This window comes from Streptomyces sp. Je 1-4 4N24 (assembly GCF_026239515.1).
Taxonomy (GTDB): domain Bacteria; phylum Actinomycetota; class Actinomycetes; order Streptomycetales; family Streptomycetaceae; genus Streptomyces; species Streptomyces nigrescens.
On the sequence record NZ_CP110836.1, the window covers coordinates 2584078 to 2606337 of the forward strand.

A 22260-nucleotide genomic window follows, 5' to 3' on the forward strand; every position below is an offset into this window, starting at 1 on the left:
ACCAGCCGGCGGCGTCTGGTGCGGTGCTCCCCGGCCGGTCGAACGGATCATGTGGCCCGGTGTGCTGCGTGGGACATGCTCCAGGGCCGGTCCGGTGGATCGCTGCCGGACCGGCCCTGGGCGTACGGCCGAGGACGTTCAGCGGATGGGGCGCCGGACGTTGTCGGTCATGCTCGGGCCAGGCGTGGCGTCGGCGATCCAGGGGCCGTCGCCGCTGGGGTCGATGATGCCCTCCTCCAGCCAGGCGTAGCTTCCGTCGAGGACGCCGGAGACGACCTTGCGGTCGAGTTCGTCGGTGTTGGTCCACAGCCGGCCGAACAGCTCCTCGACGCGGATCCGCGCCTGCCGGCAGAACACATCGGCCAGCTGCTGCGCCTCACGGCCGTGGTCATCGGTCTCCCGCAGGTACTCGGCGCGTACACAGGCGGCGCTCATCGCGAAGAGTTCGGCGCCGATGTCGACGATCCGGCCGAGGAAGCCCTGTTTGGTCTCCATCCGGCCCTGCCAGCGGGACATCGCGTAGAAGGTGGAGCGGGCGAGCTTGCGGGAGGCCCGCTCGACATACCGCAGATGACCCGAGAGCAGGCCGAACTCCTGGTACGTACGCGGAAGTTGGCCCGGTCCGGCGACGAGCTTGGGCAGCCAGCGGGCGTAGAACCCGCCGGCCCTGGCCGCCGCCCGGCCCTTGTCGGCGAGGGTCTTGTCGGGGTCGATGAGATCGCCGGCGACCGACAGGTGGGCGTCCACCGCCTCGCGGGCGATCAGCAGATGCATGATCTCCGTGGAGCCCTCGAAGATCCGGTTGATGCGCATATCGCGCAGCATCTGCTCGGCGGGGACCGCGCGTTCGCCGCGGGCGGCGAGCGAGTCGGCGGTCTCGAAGCCGCGGCCGCCGCGGATCTGGACCAGCTCGTCGGCCATCAGCCAGCCCATCTCGGAGCCGTAGAGCTTGGCGAGGGCGGCCTCGATGCGGATGTCGTTGCGGTTCTCGTCGGCCATCTGGGAGGACAGGTCGACGACCGCTTCGAGGGCGAAGGTCGTGGCCGCGATGAAGGAGATCTTGGCGCCGACGGCCTCGTGCCTGGCGACCGGCCGGCCCCACTGCTCGCGGGCCCCGGACCACTCACGGGCGATCTTCAGGCACCACTTGCCCGAGCCGACGCACATCGCGGGCAGCGACAGCCGGCCGGTGTTGAGGGTGGTCAGGGCGATCTTCAGTCCGGCGCCCTCGGGGCCGATGCGGTTCGCGGCCGGGACCCGTACCTGGTGGAAGCGGGTGACACCGTTCTCCAGGCCGCGCAGGCCCATGAACGCATTGCGGTTCTCGACGGTGATACCGGGCGAGGCCGCCTCGACGACGAAGGCCGTGATGCCGCCCTTGTGGCCCTCGGACGCGGGCACCCGCGCCATCACCACCAGCAGATCGGCGACCACCCCGTTGGTGGTCCACAGCTTCACACCGTCGAGGACATAGTCCGTGCCGTCCGGGACGGCCGTGGTCGCCAGCCGGGCGGGGTCCGAGCCGACATCGGGCTCGGTCAGCAGGAAGGCCGAGATGTCCGTACGGGCACAGCGCGGCAGGAAGGTTTCCTTCTGCTCCTTGGTGCCGAACAGCTTCAGGGGCTGCGGTACACCGATCGACTGGTGCGCCGAGAGCAGCGCGCCGATGGCGGGGCTGGCGGTGCCGACCAGGGACAGGGCCCGGTTGTAGTAGACCTGGGTGAGGCCGAGGCCGCCGTACTTGGGGTCGATCTTCATCCCGAACGCGCCGAGCGCCTTGAGCCCGTCCACGGTCTCGTCCGGGATCTGCCCCTCGCGCTCGATCCGGGCGCCGTCGACCTCCGCCTCGCAGAATTCGCGCAGCGTGGCGAGGAACTTCTCGCCGCGGCGTACGTCGTCGACCGCGGGGGTGGGGTGCGGATGGATGAGGTCGAGCCGGAAGCGCCCCAGGAACAGTTCCTTGGCGAAGCTGGGCTTGCGCCAGTCCTGCTCGCGTGCCGCCTCGGCGACCTGGCGTGCTTCGCGCTCGGAAACGTTGCGGATGGATGGAGCGGTCATCAGGAGCTCACCTCGCCGCTGGGTCGGGAGTTCAGCGCCGGCGGGCCGGTCGGCCGCTGGACAGCGCTACTTGTGAGAGTTACCCGATCCGCACGGGTTGCACCACTGGAGCTACCGGGCGCAGGGGAGTGTTCGGGCCACCGCAGACCAAGGGGGACCTGTCTCCCGGCACCGGACCGGTCCGGCCGGACGCCCTCCGCCCTTCGGGGGGGTGCGGCATACCGCGGGAGTTGTAGGCGCGGCGGTGTCTCCCCCCTGGGGCAGCGCCCCCGGCTCCCCCTCAGACAGGAGGAAGCGGAGGGGGCGCGCCCCGTACCGTCAAGATCCGGCATGGCGGTGCCGGAAAACGGGGGACGCGGCGCGCTCCGGAACAGGGTGCCGGAGCGCGCCGCGTCGAGAGGCCGGCGCCGGGGGGTGCGCCGGCCGGGGCCCGGACGGCGATACGGCCCAAGGGATGGCCGTCGCTGTCCACCGGTCCGGGCCGGGCCGGGTGTTACAGGGCCAGTCCGGTCAGGACCAGCACCCGCTCGTAGGTGTAGTCGTCCATCGCGAAGCGCACGCCCTCGCGGCCCACTCCGGACTGCTTGACGCCGCCGTACGGCATCTGGTCGGCGCGGTAGGACGGCACATCGCCGACGATCACGCCGCCGACCTCCAGCGCCCGGTGGGCGCGGAAGGCGGTCTGCACGTCGTGGGTGAACACCCCCGCCTGCAGGCCGAACTTGGAGTCGTTGACGGCCGCGAAGGCCTCGGCCTCCCCGTCGACCTTCTTGAGCGTGAGCACCGGGCCGAAGACCTCTTCGCAGGCCAGGGTGGCGTCGGCGGGCACGTCCGCCAGCACGGTCGGCGCGTAGGAGGCGCCGTCGCGCTTACCGCCCGCGAGCAGCTTCGCCCCACGCTCCACGGCCTCGTCCACCCAGGACTCGACGCGCTTGGCGGCCCTCTCGTCGACCAGCGGGCCGACCTCGGTCGCGTCGTCCGACGGGTCGCCGGTGACCTGCGCCTCGACGGCCGCCACGATCTTGGGCACCAGACGGTCGTAGACGGAGGCGTCGGCGATCACCCGCTGCACCGAGATGCAGGACTGGCCGCCCTGGTAGTTGGAGAAGGTGGCGATGCGCTGCGCCGCCCAGTCCAGGTCCGCCTCGGAGGAGAAGTCCGGCAGGACGACGGCCGCGCCGTTGCCGCCGAGCTCCAGGGTGCAGTGCTTGCGCGGCACCGAGTCCAGGATCGCGTAGCCGACCTTCTCGGAGCCGGTGAAGGAGACCACCGGCAGCCGCTCGTCCTGGACCAGCGCCGGCATCCGGTCGTTGGGCACCGGGAGGATCGACCAGGAACCGGCCGGCAGGTCGGTCTCGGCCAGCAGCTCACCGAGGATCAGGCCGGAGAGCGGGGTGGCCGGGGCGGGCTTGAGGAGGATCGGGGCACCGGCCGCGATCGCCGGGGCGATCTTGTGGGCGCAGAGGTTCAGCGGGAAGTTGAACGGGGCGATGCCCAGGACCGTGCCGCGCGGGAAGCGGCGGGTCAGCGCCAGCCGGCCGGCGCCGCCGGCGTCGGTGTCCAGGCGCTGCGCCTCGCCGCCGTTGAAGCGGCGGGCCTCCTCGGCGGCGAAGCGGAACACGGAGACGGCCCGGCCGACCTCACCGCGCGCCCACTTCATGGGCTTGCCGTTCTCCGCGGAGATCAGCCGGGCGATCTCCTCCGTACGCTCCACCAGCCGGCGGTGCACATGGTCCAGCGCGGCGGCCCGCACATGTGCGGGGGTCGCGGCGAGCTCGTCCTGGACGGCGACGGAGGCGGCGATGGCCTCCTCGACCTGGGCCTCGGTGGGGACGCTCACCGTACCGACGAGACGTCCGTCCCAGGGGGAGGTGACATCGAAGGTGGCCTCGCCGGTGGCCTCGCGGCCGGCGAGCCAAAAGGCGGTGGGGGCTGCATCAGTGGGGATCGGCACAGTGGAACCCGGCCCTTCAGAAGTGGTGGGTGGTGCGCATGGCTCAGGGAGCGTCTCTGCGGTTTTGACTCTGGACCCACGGTAGGGGTGCGGCGCCGTCGTGGCGTTTGTCCGAAGCGGAGTAATCACCGCGCCCGTCCCTCCGCGGTGGAGGGGGCGGACGGGGTGGTTCCGGGGCGCGTGGAGGTACGGGCCCCGGAAGCGCCCGCGCCGGTCCGCCCAGGGGCTGCCACCTGCGAGGAACGAGCGGGACGCGGGGCCGCCTCACTCCCCCTGGGGCGCCGAGGTCGCCTTGAGCGCCAGCCACAGCTCCATCCGCACATCCGCGTCGTCCAGCGAACGCCCCAGGATCTCCTCCACCCGCCGCATCCGGTAGCGCAGGGTGTGGCGGTGTACTCCCAGGTCGGCGGCGGCCGCGTCCCACTGGCCGTGCCGGGCGAGCCAGGCGCGCAGCGAGGCCACCAGATCGCCGCGGCCGGTCGCGTCGTGCTCACGCAGCGCCCGCAGCAGCCCGTCCGCGAACGCGCGGACCGCGTCGTCGGCGAGCAGCGGCAGCACGGACCCGGCCGCCACGTCCTCGTGCTCGACCAGCGCACGGCCGCGCCGCCGCGCCACCGACAGCGCCTGTTCGGCCTGGCGGTAGGCGTTCGCGGCGGCGATCGGCCCGGTCGGCGCCGACAGCCCGACGGCCACCCCCTCGCCGTGGGCCGCCTCCGCCCGCCCCGCCCGGCCCCGCGCCCGCGGCTGCGCGGCGGCGCGGGCCTCGGCCTCGGCGGCGTACGCGGCACAGGCGTCCGCGGCCGCCCCGCCGTCCGCGACCAGCACGATCAGCCGGCCGCCGTCCGGGACGGCCAGCACCGCCTCACCGGTCCTCGCGGCGGCCGAGTCCATCGCATCGGCGAGCCCGTCGAGCACCCCCACGCCCCCGCCGCCCGCGGCCACGCCCGACGACGGTTCCTCACCGGCCACCGGCTCGGCGACCACCACCCGGAACGGTGCGTCCAGCAGCCCGCCGTAGAGCCGCCCCGCCACCGCCCGCGCATGGTCCGGCTCCCCCGCGAGCAGCATCTTCAGCACCGCGTCACCCAGCCGCTGCTCGGCGTCCTGCAGTGCCCGGGACCGCTCGGTGGTCAGGGTGAGCAGCGCGACCGCGGAGTGCACGGCATAGCGCCCGGCCGTGCCGAGCGGCGCACCGGTCCCCACCGCGAGCACCCCGCGGGCCCGGCGCCCGGTGCCCAGCGACTGCAGCTCGACCCGGTCATCGCCGTCGGTGTCGCTGACGACCGAGCTGGCGGGGGCGGGCCGCTCCCGCAGCCGCCCCACGTCGTCCGACAGCCGGGCCGCGCGGCGGGCCGCCCAGTCGGGAGCGGCGGCCACCACCGCACCCGACGCGTCGTAGAGCGCGGCCCAGCCGTCCAGATGAGCCGCGAGCCGGGCCAGCAGCTCGGCCGGCCCCTCGGCGCTGAGCGCCGCCCGGGTCAGCTCCCGCTGCGCCTCGAACCCCGCCGTCACCGCGCGGTACTGGTCGGCGGCGACGGCCGCCGACACCGCCTTGCTGATCGCGATGAACGGCGTCCTCCGCGGCACCCCGAGCAGCGGCAGCCCCTGCTCCCTGGCGGCCTCGACCAGCGCCTGCGGCACACCCTCGTAATTGACCCCGACCGCGAAGCCCAGCCCGACGACCCCGGCCTCCGCGACCCGCCGCACATACCTCCGGGTCGCCTCCGCGTCCTCCGCGTCCAGCTTGAGCGCGGTGATCAGCAGCAGCTCCCCGCCCTCCATGTACGGCACCGGATCGATCAGCTCACTCGCATGCGCCCAGCGCACCGGGGCCTCCAGCCGCTCCTCGCCGGCGAGCACGGTCAGCTTGAGCGCGGTGTGATTGACCAGGGAAGCCAGGGTGTGCGGCATGGGACCTTCATGACGTCGACGACTGCGAGGGACGACCGAACGACAACCGGCCACGAACCGGCCGATGACCGCTCGCCACCCGATTGTTTACGCCGCCTCGTATGAACGGCCAGTGCCGATTCTGCCTCAGCGGAGGAATCGGGGGGACCCCCACCGTCCCGGTGCGGCCACACCCGCCCCCTTCCAGGAGCCCCGCCCACGGCCCCCGGCCGGGCAGGCCGCAGCGGAGCACGGGGCACCCTCACCCCGCCCCGGCCTTCAGGACCGCAGGTCCACCAGCACCGGCGGCGCATGCTCCCCGGCCACCGAGGTCACAGACAGGACCGCATGCCCGGGCGGCACGGAATTGGCGAGATCCGATGCCGACCAGCGCTCACGCTCGACGGTGCGGACGGTGACGGCTTTGGCGGTCACGTTCTTCCCCGTGACCAGCCGACGGATGGAGTGCATGAGCTTGGTGAACGGCTCGTCGGAGACGATCTGCCGGTCGGTGACGTCCCGTGTCTCCACCCACGCCTTGCCCCACACCTCGGCGAACCGCGCCCCGTCCCAGGTGGTCACGCCCGCGAACGCCATCCGGCAGCCGACCGCACCGAGCAGCGCGCCGCGCAGCGGCTCCGGCACGTCATCCAGCGACCGCAGGGTCAGCACCGCTCCCGCATTCGCCGACCGCAGCCGCTGCAGTCCCCGCAGCGCCTCCTGGGTGATCACATGTGAGGCGTCGTCAAGCACCAGACAGGCGAAGACCGACCGGTCCGACCGGGCCACCGCGCACTCGCTGAACTGCGCCAGGACCAGCCGCGCCAGAATCCGTGAAGCCTCCGTGTGCCCGCGCTCGGGCAGGTCGATCCGTACCCGCAACGGATGATCCAGGGCGCGCAGCGACACCTGCCGCGAGCGCCCGGTCGGATCGAAGAACCCCGCGAAGACCGGCCGGTCCAACAGCGCGATCCGGTCCGCGAGCAGCACCCCGGCATCTCCCGGGCGATCCGCCTGCCGCTCCCGGGCGTCCAGCTCCCGCAGCGCGCCGTTCTCTCCGGCTGCCTCGAGCGTGGCCCGCAGCCCCGCCATCGCCTCACGCGACCCGTCCAGCAGCTCCCGCAGCTCCGCCACCCCGGGGAACCGGCCGTGCGCCACCCGGAACGGCCCCAGCAACTGCCCCAGCACGGTGGCCGCCCGCCGCACATCTCCCGCGGGCAGCGTCGCCGCCACATCCCCCACCAGCGCCTCGGCCAGCATCCCGGCCGCCTCGTCGGGATCGGTCGTTCCGCCGTACAGGTCCAGATCGCACTCCGCATCGGGGTGGCCGATCCTGATCACGGCGTCGAAGGCGTCTTCGGAGGCGGGCGCCGAGGCAGCCGTCCCGAGGGACACGACGGCGGCACGCCCGGCCAGTGCCTGGAGGCACAGGGCCTCAACCAGCGGGCGCACCAGGCGGGTTGTCTTTCCGGAACCGGGCGGACCCACCGCCAGCAGCGAGGTGCCGAGCACGTCGGGTTCGAGCGCACAGCCCGTGCCGCGCCGCTCATAGGGGTTGCGTACGTCCTCGGATGCTGTGCCGATGCGCACCTGCGAGGTGAGGAGGTCGTGCCGTGCGGTACGCGTCGTCAGATCGCGTGCGCCGGAGGGGTGCAGACACGCGGCGGCGCCGTGTTCCTGCACGCTGTCGACGAAGGCCTGAAGGCGGCCCGGCTGTGCACGGACGGACTGCCAGGCACGGCTGATCCGCGCATGATCGACGTCGTTCATGAGCCCGGACCGGGCCTCGTGCGCCAAGCGGTCGGCGGCCGCCGGAGCGCCGGCGGTACGAAGAGCGGTCCACTCGGCCTGGTCCACCGGCAGCACCCGGGCGGTGCTGTCCGCCGTCTTCCTCGCTTCGGACGCGGCACGACGGCTCGGTGGACCGTATCGACGGCGCAGCTCCGGGAGGCAGGCGAAGCGGCTGAAGACAGCCAGCAGCACACCGAGGTCGATCAGCGAGTAGCTGGTGGCGTAGTAGAAATACGACTCGTACTGCCCGGAGGCCGGCGTCAGCTTCTCCAACTGCAGCATCAGCAGGGACGAGTCGGTCGTCTGGTCGATGCACCACTGCCAGAGAAACCACACGAGCAGCAAGGTCACGGCCGCACGCGCGATCAGCTGTCCGCCGGGGAGCGAAGCGGGGTCCTTCGGCGCCAGCCACGCCGGAAGCCTGTCCCAGACCCGGTTCGCCGGCGGCGCGAGCAGCCTGCGGAACAGCGTGGGCCATCGCCCCACCCGGCCGAAGACGATGACGATCGCGCCGAGAACGAGCGCCATGTAGACGAACGACGAGATGATGTTGGCGTTGCCCGTCTTCCACGCATCGGGCAGCATCACCTCGCGCGGCCACTTCCAGTAGGGGCCGAGGTAGTCGTTCATCAGCAACGACCAGATCAGCCACGCGCACAGGAACGAAATCACGGCCCCGGCGATCAGCTGCGGCACCGCGATGTCGCGCGGCTCCTCCTTCGGCCGGGGCTTGTGCTCGAAGGCCCAGATCCCCGGCCCCGACAGGACACGCGGAGCGCTCAGCCAGGCCATGAACGGGGACTGCGGAGCGTCGCCGGCCCGGGCGGAGGTGCCGGAGCCCGGGGCCCGGTCGGCCGCGGGGGCCGGAGCGGCGAAGTGCGGCGGCGCACTGGGCCGCGGCGGCACGTCCGGGGGTGCCGCCGGCCGCGGCACCTGGTCGGAGCGGGTGTTGCGTGCGTCGTGCGTGCCCTCGGTGTCCATCCGGTGCCCCTTGTCCCCCTTGAGCCGTGGCCTGCTGCGTGGTGGTGCGGCGGCCGGGGTGGACGGCCGCTTTGCCCATTGTCATGCCCGCGCTGGTGGCCGCCGTTGCCGGGCGGGCCGTCGTTCAATCTACTGGCCGTGGGGCGTCGCTATGTCCGGTGCGGACAACGCAACACGCGCACTTCTCCCGAACGGAACATGCCAGACCCGCCCGGCCGCCCCTAGCCTGCGAGAACAACACCTTTGTACGTCCCGTTCCACCCCCAGGAGACTGCCATGACCGAACTGTCCGGAGGCCCCGCCCTCCCCCAGGAGCGTCGCGTCGTCACTGCGATTCCCGGCCCGAAGTCGCAGGAGCTGTGGGCCCGTAAGCAGGCCACGGTGGCCGGTGGCGTCGGTGCCGTGCTGCCCGTCTTCGTCAAGCGCGCGGGCGGTGGCGTCCTGGAGGACGTGGACGGCAACTCCCTGATCGACTTCGGCTCCGGCATCGCGGTGACCTCGGTCGGCAACAGCGCGGAGGCGGTCGTCCGCCGGGCCACCGCGCAGCTCCAGGCCTTCACCCACACCTGTGCCATGGTGGCGCCCTACGAGCCCTACATCGAGGTCTGTGAGCAGCTGGCCGAGCTGACGCCGGGCGACCACGCGAAGAAGTCGGCGCTGTTCAACTCGGGCGCGGAGGCCGTGGAGAACGCGGTCAAGATCGCGCGTGCGTACACCAAGCGCCAGGCGGTCGTCGTGTTCGACCACGGCTACCACGGCCGGACGAACCTGACGATGGCGCTCACCTCGAAGAACATGCCGTACAAGCACGGCTTCGGCCCGTTCGCGCCCGAGGTCTACCGCGTCCCGCTGGCCTACCCCTACCGCTGGCTGACCGGCCCGGAGAACTGCGCGCAGGAGGCCGCGGACCAGGCCATCTCGCAGATCACCAAGCAGGTCGGCGCGGAGAACGTCGCGGCGATCATCATCGAGCCGGTGCTCGGTGAGGGCGGCTTCATCGAGCCGGCCAAGGGCTTCCTCCCGGCGATCGCGAACTTCGCGAAGGAGAACGGGATCGTCTTCGTCGCGGACGAGATCCAGTCCGGCTTCTGCCGCACGGGCCAGTGGTTCGCGTGCGAGGACGAGGGCATCGTGCCCGACCTGATCACGACGGCCAAGGGCATCGCCGGTGGTCTGCCGCTGGCCGCCGTCACCGGCCGCGCCGAGATCATGGACGCCGCGCACGCCGGCGGCCTGGGCGGCACCTACGGCGGGAACCCGGTGGCCTGCGCCGCGGCGCTGGGCTCGATCGAGACCATGCGCGAGCAGGACCTGAACGCCAGGGCCCGCCGGATCGGCGAGGTCATGAAGGCCCGGCTGAACGCCATTGCCGAGAAGTACGACATCGTCGGCGAGGTCCGCGGCCGTGGCGCGATGATCGCGATCGAGCTGGTGAAGTCCGGCTCCAAGGAGCCCAACCCGGAGGCCACCGCGGCCCTCGCCAAGGCCTGCCACCAGGAGGGCCTGCTGGTGCTGACGACCGGCACGTACGGCAATGTGCTGCGCTTCCTGCCGCCGCTGGTCATCGGTGAGGACCTGCTCAACGAGGGCCTGGACATCCTCGAAGGCGCCTTCGCCGCCCTCTGAGCGGCACCCACCGCGCTCGCGGGAGGGACTCCGGCACGGCCCGGGGCACGGCTCATGCCGCGCCCCGGGCCGTGCCCCGTTCCGGACCGGTGTGAGTCCCTTTCCGCCCCCCTTTCCGCCCCCGATCTGTCCGCCTTTCTGCCCTCATTTCTGCATGGACGCGCGTAGCTGGAGACATGGCGTGAAGAAGATGTGCGGGGCCGATGGCGGCCGGGTGATGCGCCTGTCGGGTGCGCTCCCCGTGCCGTACGGTTTCTGCAGATGAGAGAAACACCCCGCTCGCAGGGGACTGCGGGCGACGCCCGGTCGGCGCTTCCCCGGCTCCGATCAGGCCGTGCCCTCGCGCACAACACCGGAACCCCCGGTTCCGGGAATCCTCACCGATCGGATGTCCGCCCGCCCCATACCCCCCGGGGCGCGCGGGACACCGGTCAGCGCGGCCGCCTCGGAACCACCCCCCCTGTTCCGAGGCGGCCGACCCTTTTCCCGGGCTCCGGCGGCCCGTCCGATGGCCCGTCCGGCGGCGGCCTCCGGCGCTTCTCCCCGTGGTGGATCTGTCTGGCCGGTGTGCTGCTCTTTGCCGCGCTCACCTGGCAGGTGGCGGACCACGGCCCGCTGCGCACCCTCGACGAACGGTTCGGCCGCGCCGTCGCCGCCAGTGATCTCCCCGTCGGGCCCGCCGAGTTCTGTGCCGATCTCGGCAATACGGCCGTGGCGCTGCCGGTGTTGTGTGTGGTGATGCTGTGGGCGGGGTGGCAGGGGTGGCGCGGCCGGAGCCAGGAGGCGTCCGACGAGGGTGCTCCGGTGCGGTGGTGGCTGCCGCCGCTCGCCGCCGGCCTCGCCCTGGCCGCGGTGCCCGCACTGGTCGTCCCGCTCAAACTGTGGCTCGCCCGGCCGGGCCCGCCGCAGATGGCGGGCGGTGCGCACGACGGCTTCTATCCGTCGGGCCATGGCGCCACGGCGGCGGTGGCGTACGGCGTGGCCGCGCTGTTGGTGCTCCGCGGCCTGCGGCGGACGCGGACGGGCCGCCCCGCCGCAGGCCCCGTCATGCCGACGGTGATCGCCGCGATGGCGCTGCTCAACGCGGCCGTCGGCCTCGGTCTGGTGCGTCGCGGCTATCACTGGCCGCTGGACGTGGCCGGCAGCTGGTGTCTGGCCGGGGTGCTGCTCGCGGTGTGGTGTGCGGTGTGCGACCGGTGGTCGGGGACGGGCGGCGGGCGGGCACCGGGGCGCTGATACGCGCACGGGGGCGGGCGGCTTCCCGGCCGTCCGCCCCCTGTGCCGGGCGTCAGCTGTCGAAGCCCAGCCCCACCTTGTCCATGGCCTTCAGCCACAGGTTGCGGCGGCCGCCCCGGGTGTCGGCCTGGGTCATCGACCACTGGGTGATCCCGATGCCGGCCCAGCGCAGCGGCTCGGGCGGGAACGGCAGCGGCTTGCTGCGGACCATCTCCAGCTCCGTACGCTCGGTGCGCTCACCGGACAGCAGGTCGAGCATCACCTCGGCGCCGAAGCGGGTGGACCCCACGCCGAGGCCGGTGTATCCGGCGGCGTAGGCGACCCGGCCGGCGTGCGCGGTGCCGAAGAACGCGGAGAAGCGGGAGCAGGTGTCGATGGCGCCGCCCCAGGTGTGGGTGAAGCGGAGCCCCTCCAACTGCGGGAAGCAGCGGAAGAAGTGCCGGGCGAGCTTCTCGTAGGTGGCCGGGTGGTGGTCGTACTCGGCCCGCACACCGCCGCCGTAGCGGTAGACGATGTCGTAGCCGCCCCACAGGATGCGGTTGTCGGCGGTGATGCGGAAGTAGTGGAAGTGGTTGTTCGAGTCCGACAGGCCCTGGCGGTTCTTCCAGCCGATGGCGGCGAGCTGTTCGTCCGAGAGCGGCTCGGTCATCAGGGCGTGGTCGTAGACCGGAACGATGTACGGGCGGACCCGCTTGACCAGGGACGGGAACGCGTTGGTGCCGAGCGCGACATGGCGGGCGAAGACCCGGCCGTAGGGCGTGCGGACGGCCATGCCGGTGCCGTCGGAGGCGAGGCCGGTGGCCGGGGTGCGCTCGTAGATGCGGACGCCGAGGCCGAGGCATGCCTGCTTCAGGCCCCAGGCGAGACGGGCCGGGTTGAGCATGGCGACGCCGTTGCGGTCCCACAGTCCGGCGCGGAAGGTCGGCGAGTCGACCTGGGCGCGCAGCTCGTCCTCGTCGAGGAAGGTGTGCCGGTCCAGGCCGACTTTGGCGGCGTCCTCGGCGAACTCCCGGAGTTCGGCGATCTGGTGGGGCTCGGTGGCGATGTCGATCTCGCCGGTGCGCTCGAAGGCACAGTCGATGTCGTAGCGGGCGACGGCCTCCTCGATGGCGTCGAGGTTGCGGATGCCGAGCTCTTCGAGGGTGGCGAGTTCACCGGGCCAGCGGGCCAGGCCGTTGCCGAGGCCGTGGGTGAGGGAGGCGGCGCAGAAACCGCCGTTGCGTCCGGAGGCCGCCCAGCCGATCTCGGCGCCCTCGACGAGGACGACCTCGCGCTCGGGGTCACGTTCCTTGGCGATCAGCGCGGTCCACAGGCCCGAGTAACCGCCGCCGACGACCAGCAGATCGCAGGTCTCGTCACCGACGAGGGCTGGCCGGGCGGCCGGCCGGTCCGGGTCGGCCAGCCAGAAGGGGATGGGTTCGGCGTCCGCGAGCGCATGCGCGGCGGACGGGGTCATGGCAGCTCGTGCCATGGTTCTCAGCTCCTCTTGCTCCTTTTGCGGGCCCCGGCCAGCTGGCCGACGACTACACACAACACAGCGACCAGGAACATCGCCGTGCCGATGACGTTGATCTGAACGGGCGTGCCACGCTGCGCCGAGCCCCAGACGAACATGGGGAAGGTCACGGTGGAGCCGGCGTTGAAGTTGGTGATGATGAAGTCGTCGAAGGACAGGGCGAAGGAGAGCAGCGCGCCGGACGCGATGCCGGGCGCGGCGATCGGCAGGGTCACCCGCAGGAAGGTCTGGAGCGGCGAGGCGTAGAGGTCCTGGGCGGCCTGTTCCAGACGCGGGTCCATGCTCATCACCCGGGCCTTGACGGCGGTGACGACGAAGCTCAGACAGAACATGATGTGCGCGATGAGGATCGTCCAGAAGCCGAACTGGATGCCCATGTTGAGGAAGAGGGTCGCCAGCGAGGCGGCCATGACGACCTCGGGCATCGCCATCGGCAGGAAGATCAGGGTGTTGACGCCGGAGCGCGCCCGGAAGCGGTAGCGGGCCAGCGCGAAAGCGATCATGGTGCCGAGGACGGTCGCGCCGACGGTGGCCCACAGCGCGATCTGCAGGCTCAGGCCCAGCGAACCGCACAGGTCGGCGACGCCGCACGGATCGGTCCAGGCGTCCGTGGAGAAGCGCTGCCACTGGTAGTTGAAGCGGCCGTTGGGCTTGTTGAAGGAGAAGACCATCACGACGATGTTGGGCAGGATCAGATAGCCCAGCGTGCACAGGCCCGCGATCGCGATGATGTTGCGGCGCAGCCAGCGCAGGCCCCGGTTCGGGGCGCGGACCGCGGTGGCTTCGGTGGTCCCGTGGACGGCCATCAGACCAGATCCTCCGTCCCCGACTTGCGGATGTAGAGCGTGACCATGGCGAGGATGGCCGCCATGAGGATGAAGGAGAGGGCGGCGGCGGTCGGGTAGTCCAGGACCCGCAGGAACTGCGACTGGATGACGTTGCCGATCATCTTCTGGTCGGTGGAGCCCAGCAGTTCGGCGTTGATGTAGTCACCGGCGGCCGGGATGAAGGTGAGCAGGGTGCCGGCGACGACACCGGGCATCGACAGCGGGAAGGTCACCCGGCGGAAGGTGGTGGCCGGGCGGGCGTAGAGGTCCCCGGCGGCCTCGTGGAGGCGCGGGTCGATGCGCTCCAGCGAGGTGTAGAGCGGCAGCACCATGAACGGCAGGAAGTTGTAGGTCAGTCCGCAGACCACGGCGAGCGGGGTGGCCAGCACCCGCTGTCCCTCGGTGAGGCCCAGCCAGCTGGTGACGTCCAGGACGTGCAGCGAGTTCAGGAGGCCGACGACCGGTCCGCCGTCGGCCAGGATCGTCTTCCAGGCGAGCGTACGGATCAGGAAGCTGGTGAAGAACGGGGCGATGACCAGGATCATCACGACATTGCGCCAGCGGCCTGCCTTGAAGGCGATGAGATAGGCCAGCGGGTAACCCAGGAGCAGACAGAGCGCGGTGGCGGTGGCGGCGTAGCCCACCGAGCGGAGGAACTGCGGCCAGTATTCGCCGAGCGCGTCCCAGTACGTCGCGAAGTGCCAGGTGACCTTGAAGCCCTCTTCGAGGGAGCCGGTCTGGATCGAGGTCGACGCCTGGTAGACGAGCGGGGCGGCGAAGAAGACGACCAGCCACAGGATGCCGGGCAGCAGCAGCCAGTAGGGGACGAGCCGTTTGCGGGCGGGGGTCCTGCGCACCTCCAGGGGCGCGGCCTCGGCCGCTCCGTCGGGTGGCGCGGGCGTCTCGGTGGTGGTCACGCGGCCTCCTCGTCGAGGTCCGCGCCGGCCTGGATGTCCTGGGCGGCGTCGAGGCCGAAGGTGTGCGCCGGGCTCCAGTGCAGGACGGTCTCGGCGCCGGGGACGAGGCGCCCGTCGCGCTCGACGTTCTGCTCGTAGACGGCGAGTTCGCCCAGGCCCGGCACCGTGACGACGTACTGGGTGGAGACGCCGATGAAGCTGGCGTCCTTGATGCGGCCGGGCAGCCGGTTGCGGCCGTCGGTGACCGAGTCGGCGTCGTCGGCGTGCGTCAGGGAGACCTTCTCGGGCCGTACCCCGGCCAGCACCTTCTCGCCCTTGCGGGCCGAGGCGCTGCACCGTGCGGCGGGCAGCCGCAGTGTGGCGTCCGCGGCCTTGAGGAGCAACTCGCCATGCTGACGGTCGCCGGCCTCGACGACCTCGGCCTCGATGAGGTTGGAGGTGCCCAGGAAGTTGGCGACGAAGGTGGTGGCGGGGTTCTCGTAGAGGTCGGCGGGGGCGCCGAGCTGTTCGACCCGGCCGCCGTTCATCACGGCCACGGTGTCGGCCATCGTCATGGCCTCCTCCTGGTCGTGGGTGACATGCACGAAGGTGATGCCGACCTCGGTCTGGATGCGCTTGAGCTCCAGCTGCATCTGGCGGCGCAGCTTGAGGTCGAGGGCGCCGAGCGGCTCGTCGAGCAGCAGCACCTGTGGGTGGTTGATCAGCGCGCGGGCGACCGCGACGCGCTGCTGCTGGCCGCCGGAGAGCTGCTGCGGCTTGCGGCGCGCCATCGGGCCGAGCTGGACCAGGTCGAGCATCTCCTCGACCTGCTTCTTGACGGACCTGATGCCGCGGCGGCGCAGACCGAAGGCGACGTTCTCGTAGATGTCCAGGTGCGGGAAGAGCGCGTAGTTCTGGAAGACGGTGTTGACCTGGCGCTTGTACGGCGGCAGGACGGTGACGTCCTGGCCGGACAGCTCGACGGTGCCGGTGGTGGGCTCCTCCAGCCCGGCGATCATGCGCAGAGTGGTCGTCTTGCCGCAGCCCGAGGCGCCCAGGAGCGCGAAGAAGGAGCCCGCGGGGACGGTCAGGTCGAGCGGATGGACGGCGGTGAAGGAGCCGTAGGTTTTGCTTATCCCGTGGAGGCGGACGTCGCCGCCGCTGCTCTGGGGGGTCGCGGTGTGGGTCATGTCGGTCGTCCCGTGGGTCGGAGGGCGAAGCGGCTCGGGCAGGCCTGTGAGGTGGGGGCTCAGGCGCCGGTGAGGTCGGAGAACTTCTGCGTGAACGCCTTGTTCTCCTTGGCGGACAGGGCGCGGAAGGAGTGGGACCTCTCGGCCATGTCCTTGTCCGGAATGATCAGCGGGTTGTCGGCCGCCTTCTTGTCGATCTTGGCGAGTTCCTCGCGTACGCCCTCCACGGGGCAGACGTAGTTGATGTACGCCGCGATCTTCGCCGCCACCTTCGGCTCGTAGAAGTAGTCGATGAGCCGTTCGGCGTTCTCCTTGTGGCGGGCCTTGTTCGGCACCATGAGGTTGTCGCTGGACGTCATGTAGCCGGCCTCGGGGATGGCGAAGCCGATGTCCGGGTTGTCGTTCTGGAGCTGGACGACATCGCCCGCCCAGGCCACACAGGCGGCGAGGTCGCCCTTGTCCAGGTCGGTGGTGTAGTCGTTGCCGGTGAAGCGGCGGATCTGCTTGGAGTCCACGCCCTTCTGAATCCGGGCGATGGCCGCGTCGAAGTCGTCCGCGGTGCAGTCCTCGGGCCGTTTGCCCATGTCCAGGAGGGTCAGTCCGACGCTGTCGCGCATCTCGGAGAGGAAGCCGACCCGGCCCTTGAGCTTCGGGTCCTCCAGCAGCTGGCTGATCGAGTCGACCTTGCGGCCCCCGGTGGCCTTCTTGTTGTACGCGATGATCGCCGGGATGCCCTGCCAGGGGTAGGAGTGCGCGCGGCCCGGGTCCCAGGCGGGGCTGCGGAACTGCGGCGAGAGATTGGCGTAGGCGTGCGGCAGGTTGGCCGGGTCCAGCGACTCGATCCAGCCGAGGGAGATCATCCGCGCGCACATCCAGTCGGTGAGCACGATCAGATCCCGGCCGGTGTCCTGGCCCGCCGCGAGCTGTGCCTGGATCTTGCCGAAGAACTCGTCGTTGTCGTTGATGTCCTCGGTGTATTTGACGGCGATGCCGGTGCGCTTGGTGAAGCGCTCCAGGGTCGGCCGGTGCTTGCCGTCGTCACTGACGTCCATGTACTCGGTCCAGTTGGAGAAACTGATCCGCTTCTCCGCCGAGGAGTGGTCCGCGGAACGGCCGGCGTCCGTACGGCCCGCGGGCGGGATTCCGCAGGCCGACAGCGCACCGAGCCCGCCGATCGTGGCCGCCATGGCACCGCTCGCACGCAGCAGCGAGCGGCGGGTCATGGCGAGCCGACCGTCGGTCAGGCTACGGCGCATGGCGGCGAGTTCGGCCGGGGACAGGGGTTCGGGCTGCTCGTGGTGCTCCATGCGCAGTGCCCTTTCAGGGGTGAGCCCGGCGCTCGGCCGGTGGTGACGATGCCGCGCGGCGCTGGCCGCTGGGTGGGCCCATGGGGTGGGACCGGTGGGGGGCTCGGTGGTGCTCGGCGGGGAGGGTCCCTTACGGGCGGTCCCCGAAGATCGTGCGGTGCCAGTCCTTCCGCACGACCGCGGTGTTGTCGTACATGACGTGCTTGACCTGCGTGTACTCCTCGAAGGAGTAGGCCGACATGTCCTTGCCGAAGCCGGATGCCTTGGCGCCGCCGTGCGGCATCTCGCTGATGATCGGGATGTGGTCGTTGACCCAGACACAGCCCGCGTTGATCTCGCGGGTGGCGCGGCCGGTGCGGTAGACGTCCCGGCTCCAGGCGGAGGCGGCCAGCCCGTAGGGGGTGTCGTTGGCCAGCGCGATGCCCTCGTCGTCGCTGTCGAAGGGCAGCACGACCAGCACCGGACCGAAGATCTCGGACTGCACGATCTCGCTGTCCTGTGCGGCCCCGGCGATCAGCGTCGGCCGGTAGTAGGCGCCCTTGGCCAGCTCGCCGCCGGGTGCCTCGCCACCGGTGACGACGGTGGCGTAGCCACGCGCCCGGTCGACGAAACCGGCCACCCGGTCGCGCTGGGTGTGCGAGATCAGCGGGCCCAGGTCGGTGGACGGGTCGAAGGGGTCGCCGAGCCGTACGGTCGCCATCAGGTCGGCGACGCCGCTGACGAAGGCGTCGTAGAGCGGGCGCTGGACGTAGGCGCGGGTGGCGGCGGTGCAGTCCTGGCCGGTGTTGATCAGCGATCCGGCGACCGCTCCATGGACGGCGGCCTCCAGATCCGCGTCGTCGAAGACCACGAAGGGGGCCTTGCCGCCGAGTTCGAGGTGCAGCCGCTTGACCGTGCCGGTCGCAATCTCGGCGACCCGCTTGCCGACGGCCGTCGAGCCGGTGAAGGAGGTCATCGCGACGGAGGGGTGGCCGACGAGGCGCTCACCGGCGTCCCGGCCCGCCCCGGAGACGATGTTGAGCACCCCGTCGGGCAGGCCGGCGCGCTGGGCGGCCTGGGCGAACAGCAGCGAGGTGAACGGGGTGATCTCGGCCGGCTTGAGGACGATGGTGTTGCCCGCGGCGATGGCCGGCAGCACCTTCCAGGCGGCCATCTGCAGCGGATAGTTCCACGGGGCGATGGAGCCGACGACGCCGAGGGGCTCACGGCGGATGACGGAGGTGTGGTCGGCGCTGTATTCGCCGGCCGCCTTGCCCTCCAGATGGCGGGCGGCCCCCGCGAAGAAGGCGGCGTTGTCGATCGAGCCCGGTACGTCGAACTCGTTGCTGAGCTTGATCGGCTTTCCGCAGTTCAGCGATTCCGCGTAGGCGAGATCGGCCGCGTCCTCGGCGAGCGCGGCGGCGAAACGGTGCAGGGTGTCGGAGCGCTCCCCCGGGGTGGCGCCGCCCCACTCCGGGAACGCCTGCCGGGCGGCCTCCACGGCCGCGTCGACATCCGCCGTTCCCGCGAGTTCATAGGAGTACACCGTCTCGCCGGTCGCCGGGTCCACGACGTCCTGGGTACGGCCGGAGCTGCCGCCGCGGAGACTGCCTGCGATGAATTGCGCGCCCTCGGCGAACCGCTCGGTGACATCGAATCGGTGATCCATGGTGCTCTCCTCCGCCGGGCGCCGGGGCCGCTCAGCGGCTCTTCCTGGCGTAGCTATTTCCGGAATCGATGGCTGATCTTGACAGAGGAGAGGAGCCTCAACAAGGGATTCCGTTGTTGCCTTTTGGTTACGCGACGGATTCTGCGATTTCATGCTCAGGGGCCCCGACACGTTGTCAGTGCCCGCTGACAGAATCCCGGCATGATGCACGACGGCACGGGGATCACCACGGGGGACACCGCCGGGCGCACCGCGGACGGACCGCGCTCGGTCGAGGAAGTGCAGTGGGCCGCCGCCCGCGGGAAGCCGGTCAAATACGTCTATTTCTGGGGCCACAGTCCTCGCCGCGACGGCGGGCTCGGCGCGAGCTGCTTCAGCCAGTGGTGGCCCGCCCCCTTCACGGTCGACGGCGCCCGGTACGCCACCGCGGAGCACTGGATGATGGCCGGCAAGGCCCGGCTGTTCAGTGATGCGGAGGCGGAGCGGCGCGCGATCGCGGCGACCCACCCCAAGCAGGCCAAGGACGCCGGGCGCCGGGTCCGCGGCTTCGACGAGGAGACCTGGCAGCGGCACCGCTTCGGCCTGGTCGTCGAGGGCAGCGTCCAGAAGTTCGGCCAGGACGCCGCGTTGCGCGAGTACCTGCTCGGCACGAACTCCCGGGTGCTGGTCGAGGCCAGTCCGCTGGACCGCATATGGGGCATCGGCCTCGCCGCCGACGACGAACGGGCCGCTGACCCGGCACGCTGGCGGGGTCTGAACCTGCTGGGCTTCGCGCTGATGGCGGCCCGGCAGCGGCTGCGGGAAGAGGCCGGAGCGGCGTCGTAGGACAGCCGTGGGCCCGGCCGGGCGCGGGAGGGATTCCGCGGACCGGCACCCCCGGCCACCCGCGCCCCGCTTAGCATGGCCAGGCCGTTCCCCGCACCCCGGCGCACCCTTTGACCAGGAGGAACCGTTGTCCGATCTCGATGCCTTCATCGCGGGCCTGCCCAAGGCGGAGCTGCACGTCCACCATGTCGGATCGGCCTCACCGCGCATCGTCTCCGAGCTGGCGGCGCGGCACCCCGACTCCGCCGTCCCCACCGACCCCGAAGCGCTGGCCGACTACTTCACCTTCCGCGACTTCGCGCACTTCATCGAGGTCTATCTCTCCGTCGTGGACCTGATCCGCGATGCCGAGGACGTCCGGCTGCTGACGTACGAGGTCGCCCGGGACATGGCGCGGCAGCAGATCCGCTACGCCGAGCTGACCCTCACCCCCTTCAGCTCGACCCGCCGCGGCATCCCCGACGCCGCGTTCGTCGAGGCCATCGAGGACGCCCGCAAGGCGGCGGAGTCGGAGCTGGGCGTGGTGCTGCGCTGGTGCTTCGACATCCCCGGGGAGGCGGGCCTGGAGGCCGCGGAGGAGACCGCCAGGATCGCCTGTGGACTGCAGCCCGAGGGCCTGGTCTCATTCGGTCTCGGCGGCCCGGAGATCGGGGTGCCGCGCCCGCAGTTCAAGCCGTACTTCGACCGTGCCCGCGCGGTCGGTCTGCACTCCGTACCGCACGCCGGGGAGACCACCGGCCCCGGCACGATCTGGGACGCCCTCAACGAGCTGGGCGCCGAGCGCATCGGCCATGGCACCAGCGCCACCCAGGATCCCCGGCTGCTGGCCCATCTCGCCGAGCACCGCATCCCGCTGGAGGTCTGCCCCACCTCCAACATCGCCACCCGCGCGGTGCGCACCCTGGAGGAGCACCCCCTCAAGGAGATGGTCGGGGCGGGCGTGCTGGTCACCATCAACAGCGATGACCCGCCGATGTTCGGCACGGACCTCAACACCGAATACGCCGTCGCCGCCCGGCTGCTGGGGCTGGACCCCACGGGCCTGGCCGCCCTGGCCAAGAACGCCGTCGAGGCCTCCTTCATGGACGCGCCGGCCAAGGCCCGCCTGTCGGCCGAGATCGACGCGTACACGACGTCGTGGCACTGAGCATCACGCAGCACGCCCTCACGCAGCACGAGGGAACCGACTACTCTCCGTAATCGTTGCCGGGATATGAAGGAGGCGCCTCACGGCAGAGCACACCGCACGGCCGGCGCAGTCGGCGCGCTCACAGCCCCACGATCGCGTTCCACTCCTTGGCGAATGCGGTCCGCTCCTTCGACGTGATGTCGCGGGCGATGACCAGCCGCTTGCGCATCGCGTCATCGGGGAAGATCAGCGGGTCCTCAGCGAGTGCGGCACGCTCCTTGTCCCTGGAGGAGGCGAGGACCTCACGCGCGGCCGGTACGGGGCAGACATAGTTGACCCAGGCGGCCAGGTCCGCGGCCACCTCCGGGCGGTAGTAGTAGTCGATCAGTCGCTCGGCGCTGCGCTTGTGCTCGGCGAGGTTGGGGATCAGCAGGCTCTCCGCCCAGAGTTCCGCGCCCTCCTGCGGCACCACGAACTCGATGTCCGGGTTGTCCGCCTGGAGCTGGATCACATCGCCCGAGTAGGCCTGGGCGGCGAGCACATCCCCGGAGTCCAGGTCCTTGATGTAGTCGTTGCCGGTGAACCGCCTGATGTGGCCCTTGCTCACGAGGCGGCGGATCTGGTCGGTCATCCGGTAGAAGTCGTCGGCCGTCCAGCGGGTGATGTCCACCCCGTTGCCCTGCATGAGCATGGCGAATGATTCATCGAGCCCGGAGAGCAGGGTGACCCGGCCGCGCAGATCGTCCTTCCACAGGTCGGCGGTGTGCTTGATCTCCCGGCCGAGCTTCTTGCGGTTGTAGGCGATACCGGTGATCCCGGACTGCCAGGGCACGGAGTGCTTGCGGCCGGGGTCGAAGTGCGGGGTGCGCAGCAGCGGATCGAGATGCCGGGCGACGTGCGGCTGGACGGCGCGGTCCATCTCCTGCACCCAGCCCAGCCGGACGAACCGGGCGCACATCCAGTCGCTGATGACGATCAGGTCGCGGCCGGTGCTCTGGTGGTTCATCAGCGCCGGGCTGATCTTGCCGAAGAACTCGTCGTTGTCGTTGATCTCCTCGGTGTACGTGACGGAGATCCCGGTGCGCCGCGCGAAGGCGTCAAGGGTGGGGCGACGCTGCTTGTGCTGGTCGTCGACGTCGATGTAGAGCGGCCAGTTGGCGAAGACGAGCGTGCGGTCCCGTGCCGAACGGTCCGGGCCTCCGCGGTCCGCCGCCTCGACATAGGCCGGCGGCACCCCGCATCCGGTCATGGCGGCCAGCGCCCCCGTCACACCCAGTCCGCCCATACCCCGGAGCAGCGCCCGCCGCGAAAGATCAGCCATGGCGAGCACTCTCACGCGCCGCGGGCGGAGGCGGCAAGAGACAGAGCGTCAGTTGCCGGGCCTCC

15 protein-coding genes are annotated in these 22260 nt (G+C 71.3%); 4 read left to right on the forward strand and 11 right to left on the reverse strand.

The features are described from left to right. Positions 1-138 precede the first annotated feature (138 nt). The 4 genes from SLV14N_RS10870 to SLV14N_RS10885 form a co-directional block, all read right to left on the reverse strand. Positions 139-2058 (reverse strand): acyl-CoA dehydrogenase family protein, encoded by a 1920-nt coding sequence (locus SLV14N_RS10870; RefSeq protein ID WP_208680763.1) that lies wholly within the window; start codon positions 2056-2058, stop codon positions 139-141. Positions 2059-2551: 493 nt separating this feature from the next. Next, positions 2552-4012: an aldehyde dehydrogenase family protein gene (locus SLV14N_RS10875; protein ID WP_208680764.1), complete on the reverse strand. Its 1461-nt coding sequence runs from the start codon at positions 4010-4012 to the stop codon at positions 2552-2554. Positions 4013-4276: 264 nt separating this feature from the next. Beyond that, a complete protein-coding gene (locus SLV14N_RS10880; RefSeq protein ID WP_208680765.1) occupies positions 4277-5923 on the reverse strand; it encodes a PucR family transcriptional regulator in 1647 nt (548 codons plus the stop codon). A gap of 258 nt (positions 5924-6181) precedes the next feature. Further along, positions 6182-8674 carry an ATP/GTP-binding protein gene (locus SLV14N_RS10885; protein WP_263269188.1) on the reverse strand — a complete coding sequence of 831 codons (2493 nt, stop codon included), beginning with the start codon at positions 8672-8674 and terminating at the stop codon, positions 6182-6184. A 276-nt stretch (positions 8675-8950) separates the two neighbouring features. Here SLV14N_RS10885 and gabT point away from each other — a divergent pair, with 276 nt between their 5' ends. Together gabT and SLV14N_RS10895 are read left to right on the forward strand one after the other, a co-directional pair. Further along, positions 8951-10300, forward strand: a complete 1350-nt coding sequence (gene gabT / locus SLV14N_RS10890; protein WP_208680766.1) for a 4-aminobutyrate--2-oxoglutarate transaminase — start codon at positions 8951-8953, stop codon at positions 10298-10300. Between the two features lie 567 nt (positions 10301-10867). Then, complete coding sequence (locus SLV14N_RS10895) at positions 10868-11536, forward strand: phosphatase PAP2 family protein (protein WP_317633699.1); 669 nt, start codon at positions 10868-10870, stop codon at positions 11534-11536. Positions 11537-11588: 52 nt separating this feature from the next. On the opposite strand, the gene SLV14N_RS10900 is transcribed toward SLV14N_RS10895, so the two are convergent. The 6 genes from SLV14N_RS10900 to SLV14N_RS10925 form a co-directional block, all read right to left on the reverse strand. After that, entirely contained in the window at positions 11589-13007 is a 1419-nt protein-coding gene (locus SLV14N_RS10900; RefSeq protein WP_263269191.1) for an FAD-binding oxidoreductase, read from the reverse strand. A 5-nt stretch (positions 13008-13012) separates the two neighbouring features. After that, positions 13013-13858 carry an ABC transporter permease gene (locus SLV14N_RS10905; protein WP_208680767.1) on the reverse strand — a complete coding sequence of 282 codons (846 nt, stop codon included), beginning with the start codon at positions 13856-13858 and terminating at the stop codon, positions 13013-13015. Then, positions 13858-14796, reverse strand: coding sequence for an ABC transporter permease (locus SLV14N_RS10910; protein WP_208680768.1), 939 nt, complete (start codon positions 14794-14796; stop codon positions 13858-13860). Before SLV14N_RS10910 ends, SLV14N_RS10905 begins: the two co-directional genes overlap by 1 nt. Continuing rightward, positions 14793-15965 carry an ABC transporter ATP-binding protein gene (locus SLV14N_RS10915; protein WP_208680769.1) on the reverse strand — a complete coding sequence of 391 codons (1173 nt, stop codon included), beginning with the start codon at positions 15963-15965 and terminating at the stop codon, positions 14793-14795. The genes SLV14N_RS10910 and SLV14N_RS10915 overlap by 4 nt, the downstream gene beginning before the upstream one ends. Before the next feature lie 59 nt (positions 15966-16024). Next, the gene (locus tag SLV14N_RS10920) at positions 16025-17272 is read right to left on the reverse strand and encodes a PotD/PotF family extracellular solute-binding protein (protein WP_208680770.1); all 1248 of its coding nucleotides are present in this window, start codon (positions 17270-17272) and stop codon (positions 16025-16027) included. A 130-nt stretch (positions 17273-17402) separates the two neighbouring features. Continuing rightward, positions 17403-18920 carry a gamma-aminobutyraldehyde dehydrogenase gene (locus SLV14N_RS10925; RefSeq protein ID WP_127153245.1) on the reverse strand — a complete coding sequence of 506 codons (1518 nt, stop codon included), beginning with the start codon at positions 18918-18920 and terminating at the stop codon, positions 17403-17405. A gap of 201 nt (positions 18921-19121) precedes the next feature. Between SLV14N_RS10925 and SLV14N_RS10930 the strand changes: the two genes are divergently transcribed. Together SLV14N_RS10930 and SLV14N_RS10935 are read left to right on the forward strand one after the other, a co-directional pair. Then, positions 19122-19745, forward strand: a complete 624-nt coding sequence (locus SLV14N_RS10930) for an NADAR family protein (RefSeq protein WP_208680771.1) — start codon at positions 19122-19124, stop codon at positions 19743-19745. A 127-nt stretch (positions 19746-19872) separates the two neighbouring features. Continuing rightward, positions 19873-20892, forward strand: coding sequence for an adenosine deaminase (locus tag SLV14N_RS10935; protein WP_208680772.1), 1020 nt, complete (start codon positions 19873-19875; stop codon positions 20890-20892). 121 nt (positions 20893-21013) lie between these two features. Here SLV14N_RS10935 and SLV14N_RS10940 read toward each other — a convergent pair whose 3' ends face one another. After that, a complete protein-coding gene (locus SLV14N_RS10940; RefSeq protein WP_263269192.1) occupies positions 21014-22195 on the reverse strand; it encodes a spermidine/putrescine ABC transporter substrate-binding protein in 1182 nt (393 codons plus the stop codon). Positions 22196-22260 lie beyond the last annotated feature (65 nt).

Coding starts and splice junctions, on each gene's coding strand:
- SLV14N_RS10870 (WP_208680763.1), bottom strand. CDS start 2,058: ATGACCGCTCCATCCATCCGCAACGTTTCCGAGCGCGAAGCACGCCAG.
- SLV14N_RS10880 (WP_208680765.1), bottom strand. CDS start 5,923: ATGCCGCACACCCTGGCTTCCCTGGTCAATCACACCGCGCTCAAGCTG.
- SLV14N_RS10885 (WP_263269188.1), bottom strand. CDS start 8,674: ATGGACACCGAGGGCACGCACGACGCACGCAACACCCGCTCCGACCAG.
- gabT (WP_208680766.1), top strand. CDS start 8,951: ATGACCGAACTGTCCGGAGGCCCCGCCCTCCCCCAGGAGCGTCGCGTC.
- SLV14N_RS10900 (WP_263269191.1), bottom strand. CDS start 13,007: ATGGCACGAGCTGCCATGACCCCGTCCGCCGCGCATGCGCTCGCGGAC.
- SLV14N_RS10905 (WP_208680767.1), bottom strand. CDS start 13,858: ATGGCCGTCCACGGGACCACCGAAGCCACCGCGGTCCGCGCCCCGAAC.
- SLV14N_RS10915 (WP_208680769.1), bottom strand. CDS start 15,965: ATGACCCACACCGCGACCCCCCAGAGCAGCGGCGGCGACGTCCGCCTC.
- SLV14N_RS10920 (WP_208680770.1), bottom strand. CDS start 17,272: ATGGAGCACCACGAGCAGCCCGAACCCCTGTCCCCGGCCGAACTCGCC.
- SLV14N_RS10925 (WP_127153245.1), bottom strand. CDS start 18,920: ATGGATCACCGATTCGATGTCACCGAGCGGTTCGCCGAGGGCGCGCAA.
- SLV14N_RS10930 (WP_208680771.1), top strand. CDS start 19,122: ATGATGCACGACGGCACGGGGATCACCACGGGGGACACCGCCGGGCGC.
- SLV14N_RS10940 (WP_263269192.1), bottom strand. CDS start 22,195: ATGGCTGATCTTTCGCGGCGGGCGCTGCTCCGGGGTATGGGCGGACTG.